Raw genomic sequence first — 21725 nt, 5'->3', positions numbered from 1 at the left:
TAAATTGGACAGGTGGTGGAATGTCCTACGATTACGGCGGAGAAACTCAGTGTGGATTTAACGACTCGGACAGAAACAGATAGTATGGGCGCGATCGCGGTCGAGTGCGATCGCTATTGGGGAGCGCAAACTCAGCGATCGCTCACGTATTTCGCAATCGGACAAGACAAAATGCCGACAGAACTGATTCGGGCATTTGGCATTTTGAAAAAAGCTGCCGCGATCGTCAATCAAGACTTAGGCAAGCTCCCTGCGGAAAAAGCAACATTGATGATTCAAGCCGCTGATGAAGTGATTGCTGGCAAGCTCAATGATCATTTTCCCTTGTCGGTCTGGCAGACCGGAAGTGGAACGCAAACCAATATGAATGCGAATGAGGTAATCTCGAATCGTGCGATCGAGATAGCGGGCGGAGAGTTGGGAAGTAAAACTCCCATTCACCCGAATGATCACGTCAATATGTCTCAATCCTCAAACGATACATTCCCAACTGCAATGCATATTGCCGCAGCAGAAGCGATTCATCAACGATTGCTCCCGATGATTAAAAAGTTGCGCGATGCGTTGCAAAGTAAATCCAATGAGTTTGAGGACATCATTAAAATTGGGCGGACTCATTTGATGGATGCTGTGCCTTTAACTTTAGGTCAAGAGTTCTCCGGCTATGTGGCACAGTTGGATCAAGCGATCGCCAGAATCGAAGCAACCCTACCCGGATTGTATGAGCTTGCGATTGGTGGAACTGCAGTTGGAACTGGAATCAATACCCATCCTGAGTTTGCAGTGCGATCGGCAAGTAAAATTGCAGAATTAACCGGACTTCCTTTTGTCAGTGCCCCGAATAAGTTTGCGGCCTTAGCGGCTCATGATGCGATCGTCTTTACGAGCGGAGCGATTAAAACGCTCGCTTGTGCGTTGATGAAAATCGCCAATGATCTGCGCTGGATGGGGTCAGGTCCTCGCTGTGGATTAGGAGAATTAGTGTTACCTGCGAATGAGCCTGGATCATCGATTATGCCTGGTAAGGTCAATCCGACTCAATGCGAGGCAATGACAATGGTCTGTGTGCAAGTTATGGGCAACGATAGTGCGATCGCGATTGCAGCAAGCCAAGGTAACTTTGAGCTAAATGTGTTCAAGCCTGTGTTGATTCATAATTTGATTCATTCGATTCGCATTCTTTCTGATGCGTGCTCTTCGTTTACCGATCACATGGTTGTGGGAATTGTGCCGAATCGCGATCGCATCAATCATTTTTTGGAAAACTCCTTGATGCTTGTGACAGCTTTGAATCCCAAGATTGGATACGATAACGCTGCCAAAGTTGCTTACAAAGCTTACAAGGAGAACTCTACTTTGCGTCAAGCTTGTATTGAACTCGGATTGCTCACGGGAGAAGAATTCGATCAATTCGTGCGTCCAGAGCAAATGATTAATCCAAGTTAAGTTCCCTCAAAAGCCTGTCTCGAATTGGCTGAATGTTCTTGTAAAGCTGCATTTCTGGCGACAGCGATCGCACATTCTCAGCAAGTCCCTTCGCCAATTCGGGATACGCTTTCAAAATCTCGATCGGATAACGATAGGTGCGAATCCCAAACAAAATACTATGCTCAAATCTTCGCAGAGTTTGCCGTTCAACCCGAATCCATAAATGCTCTCCTGTATTGTGTGACTCGCTTTGATATCCCAAAAATAGCTCTGGCGTATCCACAATGCTCCAATTCAATCGAACGCCAGGAAATTCAGGCTTTAAGCGATCGAAGAACCGATCGACCGGATGTTCTAACTGCTCTGGATAGTCAGGCACAGGTTGGTGAATCTCGACTAAAGGTCGTCCAAGTTTGTCTCTCAATCGCCACCGGGACGGAAAACAAAGTGATGCTGCACTCAGAAAATACTGATTCTCATGCTTTTGCATCACACACAGGTCTTCTTGAACTAAGCGACCGGCTAAATCTAAAGGATTTTCAAATTCAGAGATTTGCCAAGTTTGATCCGTAAGCCGAATTGTAATGCGATCGCCGATTCGCTGATAAAAATCAGGAAAGTAATGCAAGAGATGATCGAGTAAGCGATCGAGAACTTCCCGCTGTGCAGCCTCGCTCCCTGCTAAACTCGCGAATACTTCTGAATAGTTCGTTTCTAGTAACTTTGCTTTTCGCTGCAAATACGACTCAAACTGATCATCAATTTCGATCCAGTCTTCTACCCTGAGTGATTTCAAACCGAGTTTCAAAGTTCGGTTGCCCTCAAACGGCAAATAAATTCGTTGACTTCTACCCGTAAAATAAGAATCCAACCCCTTTCCTCCCCGCATCTTTATGTCCGGTGACTACCTAGAACGCATTCTCAATGCCCGTGTATACGATGTTGCACAAGAAACGCCGTTAGAATTTGCTCCGAATCTCTCTGCTCGGTTGAACAATCGAGTCTTGCTCAAACGCGAAGACATGCAGTCTGTTTTTTCTTTCAAACTGCGCGGAGCTTACAACAAAATGGCGCAACTCTCGCCAGAGATCTTAGCGCAGGGTGTCATTGCTGCCTCAGCGGGAAATCATGCGCAAGGTGTTGCTCTGGGTGCAAAGCGCTTAGGCACAACGGCAATCATTGTCATGCCTGTCACCACACCGCAAGTGAAAATTGATGCTGTGCGATCGCGTGGTGGAGAAGTCGTTCTACACGGAGACACCTACGACGATGCGTATGCGTATGCCCGTCAATTAGAAGCCGAAAAAGGACTGACGTTTGTGCATCCTTTCGACGATCCCGATGTGATCGCGGGACAAGGCACGATCGGCATGGAAATTCTGCGGCAGTATCAGCAACCAATTCATGCGGTCTTTGTCGCGATCGGTGGGGGCGGGCTGATTTCAGGCATTGCAGCTTATATCAAACGATTGCGCCCAGAGACAAAAATCATCGGAGTTGAACCAGTCGATGCAGATGCGATGACTCAATCTCTTAAGGCGGGACATCGGATCAAATTGCCGAATGTCGGACTGTTTGCGGATGGGGTTGCCGTGCGAGAAGTGGGAGCCGAAACGTTTCGGCTGTGCCAGCAGTATGTGGATGACATGATTTTGGTCGATACCGATGACACTTGTGCGGCGATTAAAGATGTCTTTGAAGACACCCGATCGATTCTTGAACCTGCGGGGGCATTAGCGATCGCGGCAATGAAAGCCTATGTCGAACGCGAACAAATGACCGGACAAACTCTTGTCGCGGTCGCTTGTGGGGCGAATATGAACTTCGATCGTCTGAGATTTGTTGCCGAACGTGCAGAACTGGGAGAACGCCGAGAAGCCATTTTTGCCGTCACCATTCCCGAAGAGCGCGGCAGTTTAAGAAAATTCTGCGATCTTCTCGGGGGAAGAAGTATTACTGAATTCAATTACCGAATTGCTGATGAGAAAATCGCTCACATTTTCGTTGGGATGCAGGTTTCAGGGCGCTCTGATGCGGCTCAAATGGTCACAACTTTTGAATCGAATGGATTCAAGACGCTGGATCTCACGGATGATGAATTTGCGAAACTGCATCTGCGGCACATGGTCGGAGGTCGCTCTGCTTTGGCAGAGAACGAGGTTTTATACCGATTTGAATTTCCCGAACGTCCAGGAGCCTTGATCAAATTTCTTACCTCAATGCGTCCAGACTGGAACATCAGCCTCTTTCACTACCGCAATCACGGAGCCGACTACGGGAGAATTGTACTCGGAATTCAAGTCCCACCGCATGAAATGGAAGACTGGCAAGCTTTTCTCGATACGATTCACTATCGATATTGGGACGAAAATCAAAATCCCGCCTACAAACTCTTCTTGGCGTGAACCGCTCTCCCCTACAATTCAGAATGGTAAAACTGTTTAGCTTGGAGAAACGCAGTGGATTTATCACGCATTCCCGCCCAACCCAAACCGGGCTTAATTAACGTCTTGATCGAAATTCCCGCAGGCAGCAAAAACAAATACGAATTTGACAAAGATCTCAATGCCTTCGCCCTCGATCGCGTTCTGTATGCCTCGGTCATGTACCCCTTCGATTACGGCTTCGTCCCCAATACCCTCGCGGACGATGGCGATCCGCTCGACGGCATGGTGATTATGGATCAGCCCACTTTCCCTGGATGCGTGATCGCAGCCCGTCCGATCGGCATGTTAGAGATGATTGATGGTGGCGATCGCGATGAAAAGATTCTCTGCGTTCCCGACAAAGATCCTCGGTACGCAAACGTCAAATCACTCAATGATATTGCCTCTCATCGTTTAGACGAAGTGGCAGAATTCTTTAGAACCTACAAAAATCTGGAGAAAAAAGTCACCGAAATTCTCGGTTGGCAAGATGTGGATAAAGTGATGCCACTGGTTGAAAAATGCATTAAAGCTGCAATCTAGATTCCGTAAATTTACGTAGATTACAAGGCTCAGGAAAATTCCTCAGCCTTTTTTTATATCTGCGTCTATAATTCATGTCAACTTGGTAGTCGTGAAAACCTGTTGGGTAGCTTAGAAGTAGGGACAACCCTCCCACCGTCAAATCATACGGTTCTGTCGCAAACTGCTTGTGGCAATCGACACAATAAAGATAGTTTTATCTGCCGAAGTCGAGTTCATGAGCGCTTGAAGTAAACGCAAATCCAGCAATGACCCAGTCTTCCGATTTTTTCATTCACTTTTGGGGTGTTCGAGGCAGTATCGCCGTTCCCGGAAAAGAAACCGTTCGCTATGGTGGCAATACATCCTGTATTGAAATGCGAGTTGGTGGCAAACGCTTGATTTTTGATGGCGGGACTGGGTTGCGAGTTCTTGGCAAGTCGATGCTCAAGCAGATGCCCGTCGAAGCCCACATGTTTTTCTCCCATTCCCACTGGGATCACATTCAAGGCTTTCCTTTCTTCGTTCCTGCCTTTATTCCTGGCAATTGCTTTCACATCTATGGTGCGATCGCTCCCAATGGCGCAACGATGCAAAAGCGACTCAGCGATCAAATGCACGACCCCAATTTTCCCGTGCCGATGCAGATCATGAAGTCCGATCTCAAATTCACCGATCTGATGGTGGGGGATGTCATTGACCTAGACGGCATTCGCATTGAGACCGGACCGTTAAATCATCCGAATAGTGCGATCGGCTATCGCGTCACCTATAACGGTAAAACTGTTGTTTATGCAACCGATACCGAACATTATCCCGATCGCATTGATGAAGATTTGGTCTATCTTGCTCGTGATGCAGATATTTTGATCTACGACGCTTGCTATACCGATGAGGAATATCACGATCCCAAAGCTCCGAAAATCGGTTGGGGACATTCCACCTGGCAAGAAGCACTGAAAGTCGTAGATGCGGCACGCGTGAAAAAAGCAGTGATGTTCCACCATGATCCGAATCACGATGATGACATGTTGGATCAGATTGAAGCAGATGTGAGATCGGTCTTTCCCAATAGCTTGTTAGCGCGTGAAGGAATGATTCTCCCCGTCGATTAAGGTCGCCCAAGAGTATCATTGTCCATCGTGCAATTGCGTTGAAAAAAGCCGCCTTCATTGAAGGCGGCTTTTTCTTAGGTAAAACGATCAGCTATTTCACAAACAGCATCTCTTGATAAGTCGGCATCGGCCACAGATCATCTGCGACTTCACCTTCGAGGGCATCTGCATACTCGCGCACCTTATCCATTAAAGGACGAATGGTTTGAGAGCAGTACTGCATATGAGCCTCTACACTCTCAAAATCATGCTGACTCATGGCTGTACTCAATTTACTAACGTTATCCATCATCGATTGAATCAAAGCTGCCACTTTTTCAGCCGTGTCTTTCTCAAGCGTCAAGCCAATACCGCTAATTGCTGAGATCGAAGTTGCTAAATCTGTTAGATACCTGACTGCCGCAGGGTAAATGATCGTTTTCGCCATGGTTACGACGAGCTTCGCTTCAACCTCGATCGATTGAATATATTGCTCCGCATAAACATCAAAGCGGCTTTCAAGTTCAACAGGAGTGAGCACTCCAACCTTCTCAAAGAGATCTTCGATCGCCTTATCTTTCAACACCGGTAAGGCATCGGCAGTTGTCCGAAGATTCGGCAGTCCGCGCTCTTCCACTGCCATGCGATGCCATTCTTCAGAGTAACCGTCTCCTCCAAAGATGACAGCACTATGTTTGTCCATCACTTCTTTGAGCACAGTGAACACTGCTGCACTCAATTCGGTTCCTTTTGCCAGTTCAGCTTCCAGTTGGTCAGATACCCAGGACAGCGAATCTGCCAAGATCGTATTCATTGCGACCAAGGGACCCGAAACAGATTGACCCGAGCCAACCGCACGGAATTCAAAGCGGTTGCCAGTAAAAGCAAAGGGAGACGTACGATTGCGATCGCCCGGATCTTTCGCAAATATCGGTAAGGTATCGACTCCTAGATCCATCATTCCGCCGTGGGTCGAATCTTTGACTTCACCTTTGGCGATCTGTTCAAACACTTCTTCGAGCTGCGTGCCGAGATAGACCGAAATGATGGCAGGTGGAGCTTCATTTGCTCCGAGACGGTGATCGTTACTCGCCGTTGCCACAACCGCTCGTAACAGTGAGCCATAGGTATGAACTCCTCGAATCACTGCGCCACAGAACAACAGAAATTGGAGGTTTTTGTGCGGTGTATCACCTGGATCTAGCAAATTCCCTTGAGTGGGATTGCCGACTGACCAGTTTACGTGCTTTCCTGAACCATTCACGCCTGCAAATGGCTTCTCATGCAGTAAGCACATAAAACCATGCTTTTTAGCAGTCGTCTTGAGAATGGTCATGATCAACTGCTGGTGATCACTCGCAACGTTGGCTGCTTCAAAAAAGGGCGCAATTTCAAACTGCCCAGGAGCGACTTCGTTGTGTCGAGTTTTGGCGGGAATTCCCAGTCGGTATAGTTTCTCTTCCACGTCCTGCATGAAGACCTGAACCCGCTCTGGAATTGCACCGAAGTAGTGGTCGTCAAATTGTTGACCTTTTGCCGCAGGCTTGCCGAACAAAGTCCGACCTGTTAAGAGCAAATCTGGACGATTGTGAGCAAAGTGAGCATCCACTAAGAAATACTCTTGCTCTGCACCACAGCTTGAGTTGACAGGAGCAACATCCGTGTAGCCAAGCAGTTTCAAGGCACGAGTCGCAGCTTTATTCATTGCAGCGATCGAGCGCAGTAACGGCGTTTTTTTATCGAGTGCTTCGCCTGTCCAAGAGACAAACACCGTCGGAATGCACAAGGTCACGCCGTTATCGGTTTCCATCACATAGGCAGGACTCGTCACATCCCAAGCCGTGTATCCGCGTGCTGCATTGGTGGCTCGCAGTCCGCCATTCGGAAATGATGAGCCATCCGGTTCACCTTGAACCAGCACTTTGCCCGTAAATTCTGAGATCACAGACCCATCACTTTGTACGGAAATGAATCCATCGTGCTTTTCAGCCGTTGCATTCGTGAGTGGGTAAAAGACGTGAGCATAATACAGTGCGCCCTTCGAGATTGCCCAATCTTTCATGGCTGCCGCAACGACACCCGCGACAGAAACATCGAGTTTCCCACCGGTTTTAACTGTGCTTTGGAGTGATTTGAAGACATCCTTGGGTAAGCAAGCTTGCATCTTGCTCAAGGTAAACACATCGCTTGCCCAGATTGCTTCTAGACGAGCAGGAACTTTCGGAGGAAGGGGAACTCGATCGGTAACTTGAGAGATCGCTTTAACACGCAATTCGTGGCTCATAGGGATTGTCCTGAGAAAGTGGAAAACTTAGTAAACGTGGGGAACAAAGAACTGTTCGTTGCGAGGGGGACGCACATAGTCGTCTGGGGCAGCGCGGCGTGGAGGAAGTTCCAGCGCTTCGGGGGTCATATCGGTGTAAGGAACCTTGCTCAAAATATGGCTGAGACAGTTGAGACGTGCCCGTTTCTTGTCATCTGCCTCGACCGTGAACCAAGGAGCTTCAGGAATATTCGTATGAGCAAACATCGTATCTTTTGCTTTGGAATATTCCACCCAGCGATCGCGCGATTCGAGATCCATTGGACTGAGCTTCCAACGACGAGCCGGATCGACCGTTCGCGATTGAAATCGCCGTTCTTGTTCTTCGTCACTGACGGAAAACCAATACTTCAGCAGCATGATCCCCGATCGTACAATCATCCGCTCAAACTCTGGGCAGGATTGCATAAATTCGGTGTACTGAGCGTCGGTACAAAAGCCCATCACATGCTCAACGCCTGCTCGGTTGTACCAACTGCGATCGAACAAAATAATCTCTCCGGCTGCGGGCAAGTGTGCGACATAGCGCTGAAAATACCACTGTGTTTTTTCACGATCGGAGGGAGTCCCCAGTGCAACAATGCCACAACCGCGAGGATTAAGCGGTTCTACAATGCGCTTAATGGTTCCTCCTTTTCCAGCAGCATCGCGCCCTTCAAATAAGATCACGAGACGATAGCCTGTGTGCTTGATCCAGTACTGCATTTTGACCAACTCACACTGCAAACGTGCAAGTTCTAGCTCGTAAGCTTGCTTGCCGAGCTTTTTTTGCTCAGGAAGGTCACTTTCAAAAGGCTCTGATGGATTTTCGGCAGAAGGCGGATGGGTCTGATGTTTATTCTTTTTATGTTTCTTGTGTTTCTTTTCCTTACTCGATGACTGATTGTTTTCCTGTTGTCCAGCTAAACCATTTAGATTTTGGAATTCCATGACACTAAACCTCCGAGAAGCTAGGACTCAGAAAGGGAGAAACCTCTAGAACATTGTGAGCGTCTCTCCCTCCCTAATGCTTTCCAGTGAGGAAAGGTCTGAGAAGGGGACGCGAACTGTGAATCTGAATTGTATCAGCGCAATGGCCAAGACTCCGGCAACCCCTTGCGGGAGAGCCTTGATCGCACAGTTCCTTACAAATCAGCAGAAAGCACCTTTCAGACACAGCTAGATGCCCCAATTCGCGATCGTTAAACATGCCTATCGCGAATCTGCAATATGTTCAAACGTTTTCAAGATAAACTTGATAGATGTCATCAAGATCCATCCATCAAATTGCTTGAAATCAGCATTTGGATACTTGCAAAGGTTTAACCTCCGTCACATGGTAGGAACAGTCCCCTTAGAAATTTGTATCAGAAAATACAATCTGTAGGGAAAGTAAAAAACTTTACACAATTTAATATTTAACAGGATGATGTATCATTAATTATTATATAGCTTGAGCTTATCTAAAAACCGAATTGCGATCGTATGCTTGCTAGCCATTTCATTTTGCGCTGTACTCATTGAGGCATCTAGACTGATGAGCGATTCTTGCAAATCATGATTCAATCCTTACTCTTCTTTGTTCTCGCAGCACTGTGTGAGATTGGTGGCGGTTATCTCTTTTGGCTTTGGCTCCGAGAAGGCAAAAGTGCGTGGCTAGCAGTGATTGGCGTGATCATTTTGGCGATTTATGGTGTGGTTCCAACGTTACAGCCTGCCAATTTCGGTCGCGCCTACGCAGCATAGGGTGGGATTTTCATCGTTTCATCTATCTTGTGGGGCTGGTTTGTTGATCGAGTTGCTCCTGATCGATACGATTGGCTCGGAGGCTGGCTCGCGCTTCTGGGCGTTCTAGTCATGATGTATGCGCCTCGAAGCTAAGCTGATTCTTCATACAGTGGGAGGCAGAATACTGTAATCGGAATAGAGCTAAAGAACGGGTGATCTATCGACTGTAGCAATTTCGACAGACCCTTCCAGTTCAGATTTTGCCGTAATACTCAGTCTTTAGATTGAAAAATATTTGATCCGAAAAGAGCTACAAAGAAAGGCATACTTTGCAGGCAAAAATAATTATGTCTAGAAGACTCTACTATCTACCATTAGCAGGATGTTTAGCGGCAGGAATCACGATTTCGCTAAATACCACTTCTAATGCTCAGCAGAATTCTCAAGGCAGCTTTCCTGACACTCAAAAGCACTGGGCACAGCCTTTTATTAATGCACTTGCTCAGCGTAATATTCTCCAGGGCTATCCAGATGGAACATTTCGTCCCACTCGTCCTGTAGGAAGAGATGAATTTGCAGCAATTATCCGGGAAGCATTTAACCAAAACCGAGAAAGACAGATTTCCAGTGGCAGTGCGTATCGAGATGTTCCGAGTGGGTACTGGGCGTCTCTTGCGATCGAAGAAGCTTATGAGATGGGCTTTATGAATGGCTATCCTGATAAGACGTTTCGCCCGAGACAATCCGTTACACGGGCTGAAGTTCTCACGTCACTTGCTCGAAATCTAGAACTCAGTCAGCGGGTTCCGAGTACTGCTACAACGGCACAGCAAGCTCAAAATGCGAAGGCTCCCGCCCAACAAGCTTCTGCCCAACAAACTCCCAGACAGCAAACTCGGCGACCGATCGTACTGCCGTTCGCGGCTCTAACCTTGATGCAGCCTCTGATGAGTGCTGCTAAGACTGCAACTCCGCCTGCTAAGGCTGCAACTCCACCTGCTCAGCCTGCTCAATCCCAAACGGTTGCCAGTGCAAATTCTACTTCAGTTCCTGCTAGCCAGACCCTCAACAGTTACTATGATGATGCAGATCAAATTCCACAGTTTGCGAGAGATGCGATCGCATCTGTGACTCGTGCTGGGATTGTGGTGAATCATCCGCAGCAGCGTCTTCTCAATCCGAATCAGCCTGCAACTCGTGGCGATATGGCAGCTTTTATCCATCAAGCTCTCGTCAATAAGGGACAAGTGCCGCCTCTGAACAGTGAGGTTGCTGCTTCTCGCTATATTGTGGGACGGGAACCGAATCGCTCTACTCCATAGCTCGATTTGCATTGCGTTAGTGGCGAGGATACTGACGCAATGCTGAACTTTTGACAGGGCATTGCGATCGCACTTATTGTTGGTCTAGTCGGATTCATCCCCAGCCAACGCGATTATGATCAAGCGATATTTCTGTCTTGCTATTGTAGGTCTGATTTTACTAGGATGTAAACCAGAGGCTGAACTGCCCCCTACTCCTCAGTTGAAAACTGTGACACTCACAAACAGCATTAAAATTGCTAGAGGTCAAACGGTCTATGTCCCTGTCTACTCTCACATCTATTCGATAAGTCGTAGTCAGAAGATGGACTTATCAGTGACTCTGAGTGTGCGAAATACAGACCAATCCCACCCGATGATCATTACTTCTGTGTTCTACCACGATACAAATGGCAAGTTAATTCGGAAATATTTAGAGCAGCCTGTAGAACTGAGACCGCTTGCCTCAACCTATTTTTTTGTCGATCAAGCAGATACAGGTGGGGGTGCAGGAGCGAGCTTTTTAGTCGAGTGGGTCGCCCAGCAGAAAGTAACTGATCCAGTCATTGAAACGGTGATGATCAACACGATGGGCAACCAGGGAATTTCATTTGTGAGCGAGGGACGAGTGATTAAACGTCGAGAGGCAAGTACCTCGTCGAAGTAAATCTGACTTGAAGATTGATAGCGTTAGCCGAATCTAGCCATTCAAGGTTAAGATTGGTGTCTAAGCAGATTAAGGGCAGGTTTAAACTGTGCGCTATGCGAACAATCGTAGTCGGCGATATTCATGGTTGTTATCGAGAACTTTTGCGGTTGCTTGAGAAAGTGCAACTGGCGGATGAGGACTGTCTCATTTCACTAGGAGATATTGTCGATCGCGGTCCTGATTCTGTCAAAGTGTATGATTTTCTCAGAAATCGCCCGAATACGATCGTCTTGATGGGTAATCATGAGCGTAAGCATCTGAAACAAACGTTGTCCTATTCTCAAGAGATTGTCAAATTGCAGTTCGGCGATCGCTATACGGAGTTTCTAGACTGGATTCGCCTGCTTCCCTACTATTACGAAACGCCTGAAGCGATTCTAGTTCATGCTGCGGTCGAAAATGGTATCGACATTGCACAGCAACGAGAAGAGGTACTGTGTGGCTGCACAGCAGGTGAGAGGTATCTAGAAAGGCAGTACGGTCAAGCCTATTGGACTCAGTTTTATCGGGGCGTAAAGCCTGTGATTTTTGGTCACCACGTGGTCGAAAATCGTCCTTTGGTCGTTGAGCAGAAAGCCTATGGGATTGATACCGGAGCGTGTCATGGGGGACGATTAACAGCACTGATTTTACCGAGCTTTGAGGTTGTCCAGGTTCAAGCTGCAAAAGATTATTGGCGTGAGGAAATTGTCAAATGGCAATTACCTGTGCTGCAAGCCAAGCCTTGGAAAACGTATAAGTGGGAAAAGATTAAGGCAATGTGTGAGGAGAATCGCAATTCTTCGATTCCAGACCTAGCTGCATTTACGATTCAGAAGGAGCGATGGATGAGCAACTTACTGGCTTTATCGACGATCGCAATTCCGAAAATCGAACAGCAACTGGCAACTTTAATTGCACAGTATGGGGTAGATGATTTCAAGAAGCAAGCCTGCCATTTCAGCTATGCTCCTCTGTTGTATAAGGCAAATTCCAGCCAACTCACGCTTGAATTTCTCAAACAAACTCTTCCGACCCCTGAGCGATGGCTTCAGGTGATGGCTGATCTCGGCATTGATATAGATACCTCAATCTAGAGTAGAAAATTCTGGTTCTAGCAGATAGTAAAGCCGTTGGTAACGATCGAATAACTTGTGATATTGCTGCGATCGCTCTAAGTTTGGCAGATGTCGATCGTGAATCCGAATCATCGACTGTACAGCTTCGAGTTGGGCGATTTCCCCAACTGAATACATTGCAAGTACTGCTCCGCCGAATCCGCTTGCCTCATAGACTTCAGGTGCAAGAACTTCTATCCCAAATAAATCCGCCATCATCTGCCGCCAAATGCGCGATCGTGTCATTCCACCGGATGCCAAAACAGTCTGACTCGCGTCAGTCAAGTCACTCAACACAGTTGTAATACTATACGCTGCAAACAAAATCCCTTCTAAAACGGCTCGAACAAAGTGCGATCGCTGATGTTGCAAAGACATACCAAAAAATACCCCCCGTGCATCTGCATTCCAGTAGGGCGCGCGTTCTCCAGACAGAAACGGCAAAAACAGTAATCCCTCTGCTCCGACTGGAATAGATTCGGCAAGCTGAATTAAGCGTGCATAAGCGTCTTGCTCGGGTTCGATTTCAAGCTGTTCAAAGGTATCGCGGAACCATCGCAGAACAATCCCACCATTGTTAGAAGCTCCACCAATCACCCAGTATTTCTCAGTTAAGGGATAGCAGAAGGTGCGACCTTGCTCGTCGGTAATTGGCTGAGAGACAACTTTTCGGACGGCGCTACTGGTTCCAACGGTGATCGCTAACTGATCCGATGCGATCGCGCCGACTCCTAAATTTGCAAGTACACCATCGCTTGATCCAACGACAACCGGAACGTTCGGATCGAGTCCCATTGCTGCTGCATATTCAGGCTTCATGCCTTGCAGAATATGAGTGGTTGGAACTAACTGGCTCAGTTGATCGACCCGCACTTGAGCGAGGTTAAGCACTTCTTGATCCCAGTTCAAAGCTTTGAGATTGAGCAATCCGGTTGCCGCTGCGATCGAGTAATCAACCACATATTGTTCAAACAACTGATACAGGACGTATTCTTTAATCGAGATAAACTTCACTGCTTTGTTAAAGCGATCGGGGTCATATTCTCGCATCCATAGCAACTTGGTTAAAGGCGACATCGGATGCAGCGGTGTGCCTGTCTTTCTGTAGATCTGAATTCCATGTGGGCTTTGCTTTAATGCTGCGGCTTGTGCCACACTGCGATTGTCTGCCCAAGTGATGCTCTGACTCAGGGGAAAATGATCTGCACCCATGACAATCAGACTATGCATGGCAGACCCGCACCCAATCGCCGCAATGTCGCGGCTAGATAAATTGGCGCGCTGAATTGCTTCTCGAACTGATTCTAGAACTGCGGAAAAAATCAGGTTGGGATCTTGTTCAGCAAATCGCGGTTGAGGGGAAATCAACGGGTACTCTCGACTGGCAATGCCTTTCATCTCGCCGATCGAGGTAACGACGATCGCTTTTGTGCTCGTCGTACCGATATCAATTCCAATAAAATGATTCATGACTCGATTTTAAAGCCCGTGACGAGGATTGAACTCGTGACCTCACCCTTACCAAGGGTGTGCTCTACCACTGAGCCACACGGGCAAAATGTGAATGGGCCGAGCTGGATTTGAACCAGCGTAGGCGTAGCCAGCGGATTTACAGTCCGCCCCCATTAACCACTCGGGCATCGACCCTTGTCATTCACAAGAATTTATCTTAGCACAGGTTCTTGAGGAAAGCTACATAAAAACTTAGTTTTTTTGGCGAGCAGCGATCGACGGGATTAAAAACTGGGTCAAGGTATGGGCATCAACACCAAGCTCCGTCCGGGTTTCAGCGGCAAGAATTCCCGCTTGAGCATGCCACCACGCAGCAGTTTGAGTCATATCGAGAAGCGAAATTTGGCTCTGGGCGGCGATCTGTTGAGCCAATAATCCGCCCAATAAGCCCGTGAGCACATCCCCACTGCCGCCGCGTGCAAGCGCCGGGGTACTTTCTGGATTAATTCTCAGTTCTCCTTCTGGATTAGCGATCGCAATTCTTGCTCCTTTCAACAACACGATCGCTGTCGTTGCTGCTGCCGCTTCTCGAACTGCTGTAGCCCGACAGGTTAAATCGGCATTCGGAAATAATCGCTTGAATTCTCCTAGGTGTGGGGTCAAAATCGTCGCAGCTTGACGGGTTTTGAGCGTTTCTGCACCGAGTTTTGCCAGCGCATTCAGTCCATCTGCATCTAAAACTAAAGGTCGATCGCTGTCTAAAACTTGTCGCACGATGTCAGCCGCTTCTAACGTTAGACCCGGCCCACAGGCGATCGCATCAAAGGCAGTGAGATCGAGATCAAGCTGCGCGATCGCACCAGACTCAGTTTCAGGACAACCGATAACGAGAGCTTCTGGCAGGTGAGAAGACAGCATCGGCTTGAGAGAATTCGGAACCGCGATCGACAGCATTCCAACCCCGCTGGCTCGTCCACCTAATCCAGTCAATAACGCCCCTCCTGCATACCGCTCTGAACCGCAAATCAGTAAGAGATGACCCATCTTATATTTATGAGTCGAAGCGGGACGCTGAAGTGGCAAAGTAGACATCGCCCAAGCTGAAGTCACGCGATGGGTTTGGGGAGATTCGCCCAAAATCGCAAAAATATCCGCAAGCGGAATATCGAAATCAATTAATTCGGCTTTGCCAACAAATTCAAGGGCAGGTTCTTGCAATATGCCGAGTTTCCATAAGCCAAGACAAAGCGTGTGCGTCGCTCGAATGGCGGCTCCTAAGGCTCGACCTGTATCGGTATCTAATCCAGACGGCAGATCAATACTGATCACGGGGATCTGCCAGCTATTCACTTGATGAATGAGAGAAAGAATTGGATCTTCGATCGCTCGCGTTAATCCGAATCCAAACAAGCCATCAATGATCAAATCGCATGATTGCAAATCCTCGACACAAGGAATTCCCAGAGACTTTGCGTATTGAAGATGGGTTGCAGTCAACTCCTTGAAGCGAGAGAAGGGACTAAAAATCTGAACTTCATACCCGCGAAAATGCAGTTCTCGCGCCACCACGAGAGCATCTCCGCCATTATGACCGGAGCCGACGAGAATACCGACTTTACATGCTGGATACAGTTGAGCAATACGATCGCTCAACTTTCCTGCGACCTTTTCCATCAGTGCCGCAATGGGCATTCCAGCCGCAAAAATGCGATGCTCGATCTCTCGCATCTGGTAAGCCGTTACTAGAATCCGGGAAAGGTGTTCTAATCTGGAATTCACGATCGCCCTGCCAATAACCGCACCTACAGCCTATCAAGAACTCTTCCCGGGTTCCATCAGCCGCAGATACAGAAATGTTGCAAAAAAGAAGAACGGCACAAAAAACCATTCTGGAGAATTGCGGTACACCCAAATCATCAGGATAAGCCAGCAAATCAAGCTCGTAATGGCGAGAAGCTCACGCATAGAATACCTCGGTGATTTCCAGGGGATTGTTTTACATATTTCAGCAGTCTCACCGAAACTTCAGGCAGATCAGCAGAAGAAGTTGATTAAGATTCCGTGAAGATGGGCAAAATCTCGCATTCATTGCCCTCTACGGCTTTGAGTCGAGACTACTGAACTCCGTAGAAACGCACATCTAACAGAAGAAAGATCTTATAGGTACGGACTCCCCCAAATCACACATGTCTCTAAAGCAGAATCGCTTCGCTACAATAAACGAAAACGAACCCTGCGCGAGGCTTGCTTGATGCAATCACCGACTCTTTTAATTTCTAAAGAGCTACCTAGCTTGACTTATACTTATGCTCCTGATCGATTTGATGAATCATGGGAAGCTCCGTTGTCGATTCTGCTTGGACTCGGACGGGCAGCGGGGGCAGATTTTATTGAATTTTTCTTAGAGCGCGTCAACTACATTAGCTGCATGGCAGAAGATGATGCGATTACGAGCATTGCGCCTCGATTGGCAACAGGGGCAGGCGTGCGGGTGTTTCGAGGCAAGGCAGACTGTTACGTTTCGACGAATGATTTGTCGTTTAACGGGCTGAAGGCTGCCTTGGAAAAAGGCTTATCGATTATGGGCTTACACTTGCCCGCACCCAATTCGTTTGTGCCTGAAATTCACTTAGAAATTCTGCGCGATTACGCCACCAAGAAAGGCAAAGAAGCTTGGCTCGGGCAGTCTAGTTCGATGCGGGAAATGGGCGATGTCTTATTGGCAGCGAATGGAGCGCTTTCTCAGAAGGCGAGTCACATTCAGTCGCGCCGCGCCGTGTATTTCCGCGACTGGCAAGAAGTGTTAGTCGCAGCAAGTGATGGAACCTTTGCGCGCGATATTCGCTTGACGCAATCTGTCGGATATAGCTTGCTCTGTGCAGACGGTACGAATCGATCGTCGATCAGTAAGCGGGTTGGCGGGACGAGCGCACCGGATTTTCTCAGAACGTGGAATTACGCGCATGACGCAGAAGAAGTGGCAGAATCGGCGGCGAAAATGCTGTACGCCGATTATGTCGAATCGGGAACTTACCCGATCGTCATGGCAAACGAGTTTGGTGGGGTAATTTTCCACGAAGCTTGTGGTCACTTGCTCGAAACAACGCAGATTGAGCGTAAGACGACTCCGTTTGCCGAGAAGAAAGGCGAGAAAATCGCGCACGAAAATCTCACGGCATGGGATGAAGGGATTACCTCGGATGCTTTTGGCACGATCGATATGGATGACGAGGGAATGCCTGCTCAACGCACTTTGCTGATTGAAAATGGCATTTTGAAGAATTTCATCTCTGATCGCGCGGGCTTTATGAGAACCGGACATCCGAGAACGGGAAGTGGTCGTCGTCAAGGGTATACCTTTGCAGCAGCAAGCCGGATGCGGAATACGTATATTGCTCCCGGTGAGTATGAGATCGATGACTTGTTCGCGTCGATCGAGAAAGGAATCTATTGCAAAAAAATGGGCGGCGGCAGTGTCGGTGCGACCGGACAATTTAACTTTGCCGTAGATGAAGCTTATCTGATTGAAAACGGGAAAGTGACGAAGCCATTGAAGGGCGCGACCTTAATCGGGGAAGCAACTGAGATTATGGATAAGATCTCGATGTGTTCCAAGGATTTGGGGCTGGCAGCAGGATTCTGTGGATCGGTCAGTGGCAGCGTTTATGTCACGGTTGGACAGCCGCATTTGAAGGTGGATTCGATTACGGTTGGCGGACGATAGTTCGAGGTTTGTTGGTTTCGTTGCAGTAGGATCGCTGTTTGTTCAATCCTTTAGGTTTGGGGACGTTGAAGACCTTCAGGGATGTTCAGGGGTGGAACTGCTGACAACGAAGCGAAAACCATCGAATTCTCGTAAAGTGAGACATCTTGGAGCAAAGAGAATATGGCGAAAGTTCAGGAAATTGCGGCAGCAGCACAGAATGCTGCTCAGAAACTTGGGATTGAGAAGTTTGATATTTTTGGATCTGCGATCGACGAAACGAGTGTGCAAGTCGATCAGGGTGAACCCCAACAAATGAAGGCGTCTCAGCGCTCAGGTGTAACGGTACGAGTTTGGAATGAAGACAATAGCGTTGGCGTAACTTCCACGACCGATGTTGATCCGATCGGATTAGAACTCGCACTCAAAACGGCGAAAGAAGCGAGTTACTTTGGCGTGAAAGAGAATGCGCCAGATTTTAGCCCAGAAGCAACTTCAGCGATCGCTGAAGTCAAGCAAGAACATCTTCCGCAAGCTGCGGTTTCACAGTTACTAGAGACTCTGATTCAGGCAGAAAAACAACTCTTAGCAGCACATCCTGCGATTGTTGGTGTTCCTTACAACGGATTAGCTCAGCGAGATATCGATCGTTTTTATCTCAACAGTCAGGGTGCTTTACGGCATGAGGCACATTCTTATGCGTCAGTTTACTTGTACACCAAGACGGAAGAAGAAGGAAGAAAGCCTCGCAGTGCAGGCGCATTTCGGGTCAGTCCTGGTGTTGAAAAGCTCGACATTGAAGGCTGTTTGAAGGAAGCAGCCGAGAAAACCATCAGTCATCTGAACTACGACAAAGTCAAGACGGGAAAATACCGGGTTGTCTTTTCGCCGGAAGCGTTTCTAGGTCTGATTGGTGCGTTTTCTAATATGTTCAATGCTCAAAGCATTTTGGATAAGCAGAGCCTTTCGACTGAGGAATCTTTGGGAAGCACGATCGCATCTCCTCTGTTGTGTTTAGATGACAACGTGCTGCATCCAGACAACATTGGTGCGGAAGCATTTGATGGAGAAGGGACTCCCACTCGTCCAGTTTCTTTGATCAAAAATGGTGTGCTTTCTAGCTTCTTGCATAGTGCTGGAACGGCGAAACGCATGAATGTACAACCGACTGGACATGCCAACATGGGTGCGAAGGTCACGGTGAGTCCTCACTTTTTCCATGTGTATGCAGGAGAACCTGCGGCACAGGAATACAGTTTGGACGATGCAGACAACGTTATTTTGATCGATGATTTGAGCGCGCTTCATGCAGGTGTGCAGGCGCTGCAAGGCTCATTCTCGCTGCCTTTTGATGGGTGGTTGATTGAGAATGGCAAGCGCACAAGTATTGAATCGGCAACCGTTGCAGGTGACATTCGAGAAGTGTTGAAGTCGATTATCTATGTGGAGAAAGAAACGGAATTCACTGGCTCAGGGGTTGCGCCTAGAGTTTGGGTAGACGAACTCTCGATTACAGGAGAGTAAAGTGAAGTCTCGCGAACGGAGCCTTGGCGAATAGATTTCGCAGCAATAGGACAAAGCGCGTCGTCGTGCAGGAATAGCTATACAAACGGAACGAGCCAGCAATGACTGGCTCGTTCCGTTTGTAGTCTAAGCCAATCAGTCCAAGCTAATCAGCAAGCAATTGTTGTGATCAATTTTTAAGACTAAGACGCTCTGTCTTTTGACAGCAGACTGGAAAAACCTCTATACAGATGATTGTCAGTGCCGCTTAAGTTCAAAGCCTGAAAGGCTGCTTAACTATGGCTTAGTCTCATAATTCTAATGAAACTCTCTTTATTTGGCATCGCGTTTCTCTCTAGCGCGGCATGGATTTGTGTGTTTACGCAATCAAGCTATGGTGCAGAAGCATCAGCTAAACCGAATCTGATTCCGTCTGCTATACTTCCTGATCAGTCTTTACCTGATACAGCAAGTTTAACCCCTGCTCATCTTCAAGACTTCCAAAAGCCGCTTACAGAGGCTCGTTTACTTCAATCAAACTCTGCAACGGTGAGCTTAGAGCGCAAGGCAACAGACATTGCACAACAAGAAGAACCTCTAGACTCATCACCAGAAGAAGAAATTGTTGGGGTTGAAAAGCTACAAAAGCCAACTTCAACTCCGGTTTACACAATCGAAGCGGATGAAATTCGCCGTGAGAGTGCAGATAGTTTAGCTGAGATTTTACGCGGATTGCCTGGATTCGCGGTCAATGATGTCGGCTTTGGTGCAGATATTCACACTGGAACCTTTTATCGTGGAGCTTCGATCAATCAATCTGTCTTCTTGCTCAATGGTAGACCGATCGGCACAAACGTCAATACCTATCATGGTGGCACCGATTTAAACTCAATTCCCACAGGTGCGATCGAGCGAGTTGAGCTATCGAGTGGAACGGCTGCAACCCTTTACGGTTCTGAATCAGTAGGGGGTGTTGTGAATGTTGTTACCAAGAAAGGAACTGGCATTCGGCAATTCAATGGCTTTGCTCAGTTGGGATCATTTAGTTCCTCCAACTACCGAGGTAGCTATTCTGGTTCACTTGGAGCCGTTGACTATCTATTCAGCTATCAGCGTTTCAAAGCAGAGAATGATTATCGTGTCCCGGTTGGAGCCGCAAATCGTGGGGCAGATGGGCGATTGTTCAATGGGGATTCGACTCAAGATAATTACTATGGCAATTTGAGTTTAGATCTCAATGATCGTAATTCGCTCAGTTTAGATGTTTCAACTGTTACGAGTCGGCGCGGTCTATTGTACTTTGGATTCCCATTGCAGCGCGATCGCTTAGACCACGATACTGTAAATCTCGGGTTGACCTGGAAAGCGCTTGTAGGGAATGGAGAAGACTCCACGCTCAACACAACCTTATCGTTTAATCAAGATTACTTTAGTACTTACGGACCGACACAAGCGGTTTTCTTTCGACGCGGCATTTTGAACTCTCGCAGTTTCAATGCCAGAGTTGAACACGATTGGCAAACGAGCAAGACGAACAATCTACGTTGGGGCTTTGATCTACAAAATTCACAACTTAATGGAGAAGCTTTTAGTACACTGCCGCGACTAGCTCAATTAAATGGCGAGTTCGATCGCGATCGCTTTCAAGCTGCTTTGTTTGCCTTGAATACTTGGCAGATTACCAATAATTTCCAAGCAGAATTGGGGCTGCGCCAAAACTTTACGAGTGAATTTGGGAGTTATCTGAATCCGAGTGTTGGAGCGCGTTGGGCACTATCGCCCAATCTTGCCCTGCGGGGAAGTTGGGTCTCTGTACATCGCAATCCAGGTCTGGATCAACTTTATGCGTTTGATACGGTGCATAATTGGTTGCCCAATCCAGATCTCAAGCCTGAAACCGGATCATCTTGGACGACTGGTTTTGATGTACAACTGGCTAAAAGTTTTACAGCACAGGTTACTTATTTTGGGAGTCGGTTAAACGATCGTATCTCAGTTCAGTCCGGGCGATGGGCGAATATTGGGGTAGTCAACACGAATGGTATTGAGGCAGCTTTGCGCTGGCAGGTTTCTTCGCAGTGGTCTACCTTTGCGAACTATACCTACACCGATGCAAAGATTGGTAGCGGTGTAGAACGAGGATTGCAATTGAGTACAGTTCCCTTCTCAGTGGCGCGATTTGGCATTGGTTATGCCTCAAACGGATGGGAGGTGAATCTATATGCAAACTATTTCAGCGGTGCACGTCGTGCTTTATTTACGCTAGCAAGTGATAGTCCCCGCGACTTTTCACCCTCCTGGTTCAGCTTTGATCTAGGTTTGCGAATTCCGGTTACTCGTGGGCTTGGACTGACTGTATTTCTTGAAAATCTTGCCGATCGCAGCTACGAAAAAGCCAATCGCATTTACCAACCTGGGTTGACTTATCGAGTGGGCTTGGTTTCAGATTTCTAGTGCTGA

General features: G+C 47.7%; 16 protein-coding genes, 2 tRNA genes and 1 pseudogene. 11 read left to right on the top strand and 8 right to left on the bottom strand.

The window, feature by feature from the left end:
• Window positions 1–15: 15 nt before the first annotated feature.
• Entirely contained in the window at window positions 16–1446 is a 1431-nt protein-coding gene (gene fumC, locus J0L70_RS04795; RefSeq protein WP_287453302.1) for a class II fumarate hydratase, read from the top strand.
• Here the strand turns inward: fumC and J0L70_RS04790 are convergent.
• Complete coding sequence (locus tag J0L70_RS04790; protein ID WP_287453301.1) at window positions 1433–2317, bottom strand: heme-dependent oxidative N-demethylase family protein; 885 nt, start codon at window positions 2315–2317, stop codon at window positions 1433–1435. The two genes, fumC and J0L70_RS04790, sit on opposite strands and share 14 nt — an antisense overlap.
• A gap of 4 nt (window positions 2318–2321) precedes the next feature.
• On the opposite strand from J0L70_RS04790, the gene ilvA reads away from it, so the two are divergent.
• From ilvA to J0L70_RS04775, 3 genes are all read left to right on the top strand, one after another.
• Window positions 2322–3833, top strand: coding sequence for a threonine ammonia-lyase, biosynthetic (ilvA, locus tag J0L70_RS04785; RefSeq protein WP_017287619.1), 1512 nt, complete (start codon window positions 2322–2324; stop codon window positions 3831–3833).
• A 54-nt stretch (window positions 3834–3887) separates the two neighbouring features.
• A complete protein-coding gene (locus J0L70_RS04780) occupies window positions 3888–4397 on the top strand; it encodes an inorganic diphosphatase (RefSeq protein ID WP_017287620.1) in 510 nt (169 codons plus the stop codon).
• A 248-nt stretch (window positions 4398–4645) separates the two neighbouring features.
• Window positions 4646–5491 (top strand): MBL fold metallo-hydrolase, encoded by an 846-nt coding sequence (locus J0L70_RS04775; RefSeq protein WP_017287621.1) that lies wholly within the window; start codon window positions 4646–4648, stop codon window positions 5489–5491.
• 91 nt (window positions 5492–5582) lie between these two features.
• On the opposite strand, the gene J0L70_RS04770 is transcribed toward J0L70_RS04775, so the two are convergent.
• Both J0L70_RS04770 and ppk2 read right to left on the bottom strand, forming a co-directional pair.
• Window positions 5583–7754, bottom strand: coding sequence for a glutamine synthetase III family protein (locus tag J0L70_RS04770; RefSeq protein WP_190652193.1), 2172 nt, complete (start codon window positions 7752–7754; stop codon window positions 5583–5585).
• Window positions 7755–7781: 27 nt separating this feature from the next.
• Window positions 7782–8723, bottom strand: coding sequence for a polyphosphate kinase 2 (ppk2, locus tag J0L70_RS04765; RefSeq protein ID WP_017287623.1), 942 nt, complete (start codon window positions 8721–8723; stop codon window positions 7782–7784).
• A gap of 606 nt (window positions 8724–9329) precedes the next feature.
• On the opposite strand from ppk2, the pseudogene J0L70_RS04760 reads away from it, so the two are divergent.
• The 4 genes and pseudogenes from J0L70_RS04760 to J0L70_RS04745 all read left to right on the top strand — a co-directional run bounded on the left by J0L70_RS04760 (window position 9330) and on the right by J0L70_RS04745 (window position 12586).
• A pseudogene (locus J0L70_RS04760) lies at window positions 9330–9653 on the top strand (YnfA family protein).
• Between the two features lie 194 nt (window positions 9654–9847).
• Window positions 9848–10822, top strand: coding sequence for an S-layer homology domain-containing protein (locus J0L70_RS04755; RefSeq protein ID WP_287453299.1), 975 nt, complete (start codon window positions 9848–9850; stop codon window positions 10820–10822).
• A 115-nt stretch (window positions 10823–10937) separates the two neighbouring features.
• Window positions 10938–11468: a DUF3124 domain-containing protein gene (locus tag J0L70_RS04750; protein WP_017287627.1), complete on the top strand. Its 531-nt coding sequence runs from the start codon at window positions 10938–10940 to the stop codon at window positions 11466–11468.
• A gap of 95 nt (window positions 11469–11563) precedes the next feature.
• Complete coding sequence (locus J0L70_RS04745) at window positions 11564–12586, top strand: metallophosphoesterase family protein (RefSeq protein ID WP_268184132.1); 1023 nt, start codon at window positions 11564–11566, stop codon at window positions 12584–12586.
• Here J0L70_RS04745 and J0L70_RS04740 read toward each other — a convergent pair.
• The 5 genes from J0L70_RS04740 to J0L70_RS04720 all read right to left on the bottom strand — a co-directional run bounded on the left by J0L70_RS04740 (window position 12578) and on the right by J0L70_RS04720 (window position 16024).
• Window positions 12578–14077, bottom strand: a complete 1500-nt coding sequence (locus J0L70_RS04740) for a gluconokinase (RefSeq protein ID WP_287453297.1) — start codon at window positions 14075–14077, stop codon at window positions 12578–12580. The genes J0L70_RS04745 and J0L70_RS04740 overlap by 9 nt on opposite strands.
• 13 nt (window positions 14078–14090) lie before the next feature.
• Window positions 14091–14162: transfer RNA gene (locus J0L70_RS04735), tRNA-Thr, on the bottom strand.
• 10 nt (window positions 14163–14172) lie between these two features.
• A tRNA-Tyr gene (locus tag J0L70_RS04730) sits at window positions 14173–14254 on the bottom strand.
• Window positions 14255–14311: 57 nt separating this feature from the next.
• A complete protein-coding gene (locus tag J0L70_RS04725; protein WP_287453296.1) occupies window positions 14312–15838 on the bottom strand; it encodes an NAD(P)H-hydrate dehydratase in 1527 nt (508 codons plus the stop codon).
• Between the two features lie 33 nt (window positions 15839–15871).
• On the bottom strand, window positions 15872–16024 hold the full coding sequence (locus tag J0L70_RS04720) for a hypothetical protein (protein ID WP_017287639.1): 153 nt from the start codon (window positions 16022–16024) through the stop codon (window positions 15872–15874).
• A 286-nt stretch (window positions 16025–16310) separates the two neighbouring features.
• Between J0L70_RS04720 and J0L70_RS04715 the strand changes: the two genes are divergently transcribed.
• The 3 genes from J0L70_RS04715 to J0L70_RS04705 all read left to right on the top strand — a co-directional run bounded on the left by J0L70_RS04715 (window position 16311) and on the right by J0L70_RS04705 (window position 21719).
• Window positions 16311–17783: a TldD/PmbA family protein gene (locus J0L70_RS04715; protein WP_017287640.1), complete on the top strand. Its 1473-nt coding sequence runs from the start codon at window positions 16311–16313 to the stop codon at window positions 17781–17783.
• 162 nt (window positions 17784–17945) lie between these two features.
• Window positions 17946–19286, top strand: a complete 1341-nt coding sequence (locus J0L70_RS04710; protein WP_017287641.1) for a TldD/PmbA family protein — start codon at window positions 17946–17948, stop codon at window positions 19284–19286.
• A 300-nt stretch (window positions 19287–19586) separates the two neighbouring features.
• Entirely contained in the window at window positions 19587–21719 is a 2133-nt protein-coding gene (locus tag J0L70_RS04705) for a TonB-dependent receptor plug domain-containing protein (RefSeq protein WP_287453294.1), read from the top strand.
• Window positions 21720–21725: the final 6 nt, after the last annotated feature.

The organism is Leptolyngbya sp. UWPOB_LEPTO1, assembly GCF_017302695.1.
Taxonomy (GTDB): domain Bacteria; phylum Cyanobacteriota; class Cyanobacteriia; order Leptolyngbyales; family Leptolyngbyaceae; genus Leptolyngbya; species Leptolyngbya boryana.
Note: the sequence above shows the minus strand (reverse complement) of the source record. Positions and strands in the feature narration are given on the sequence as shown.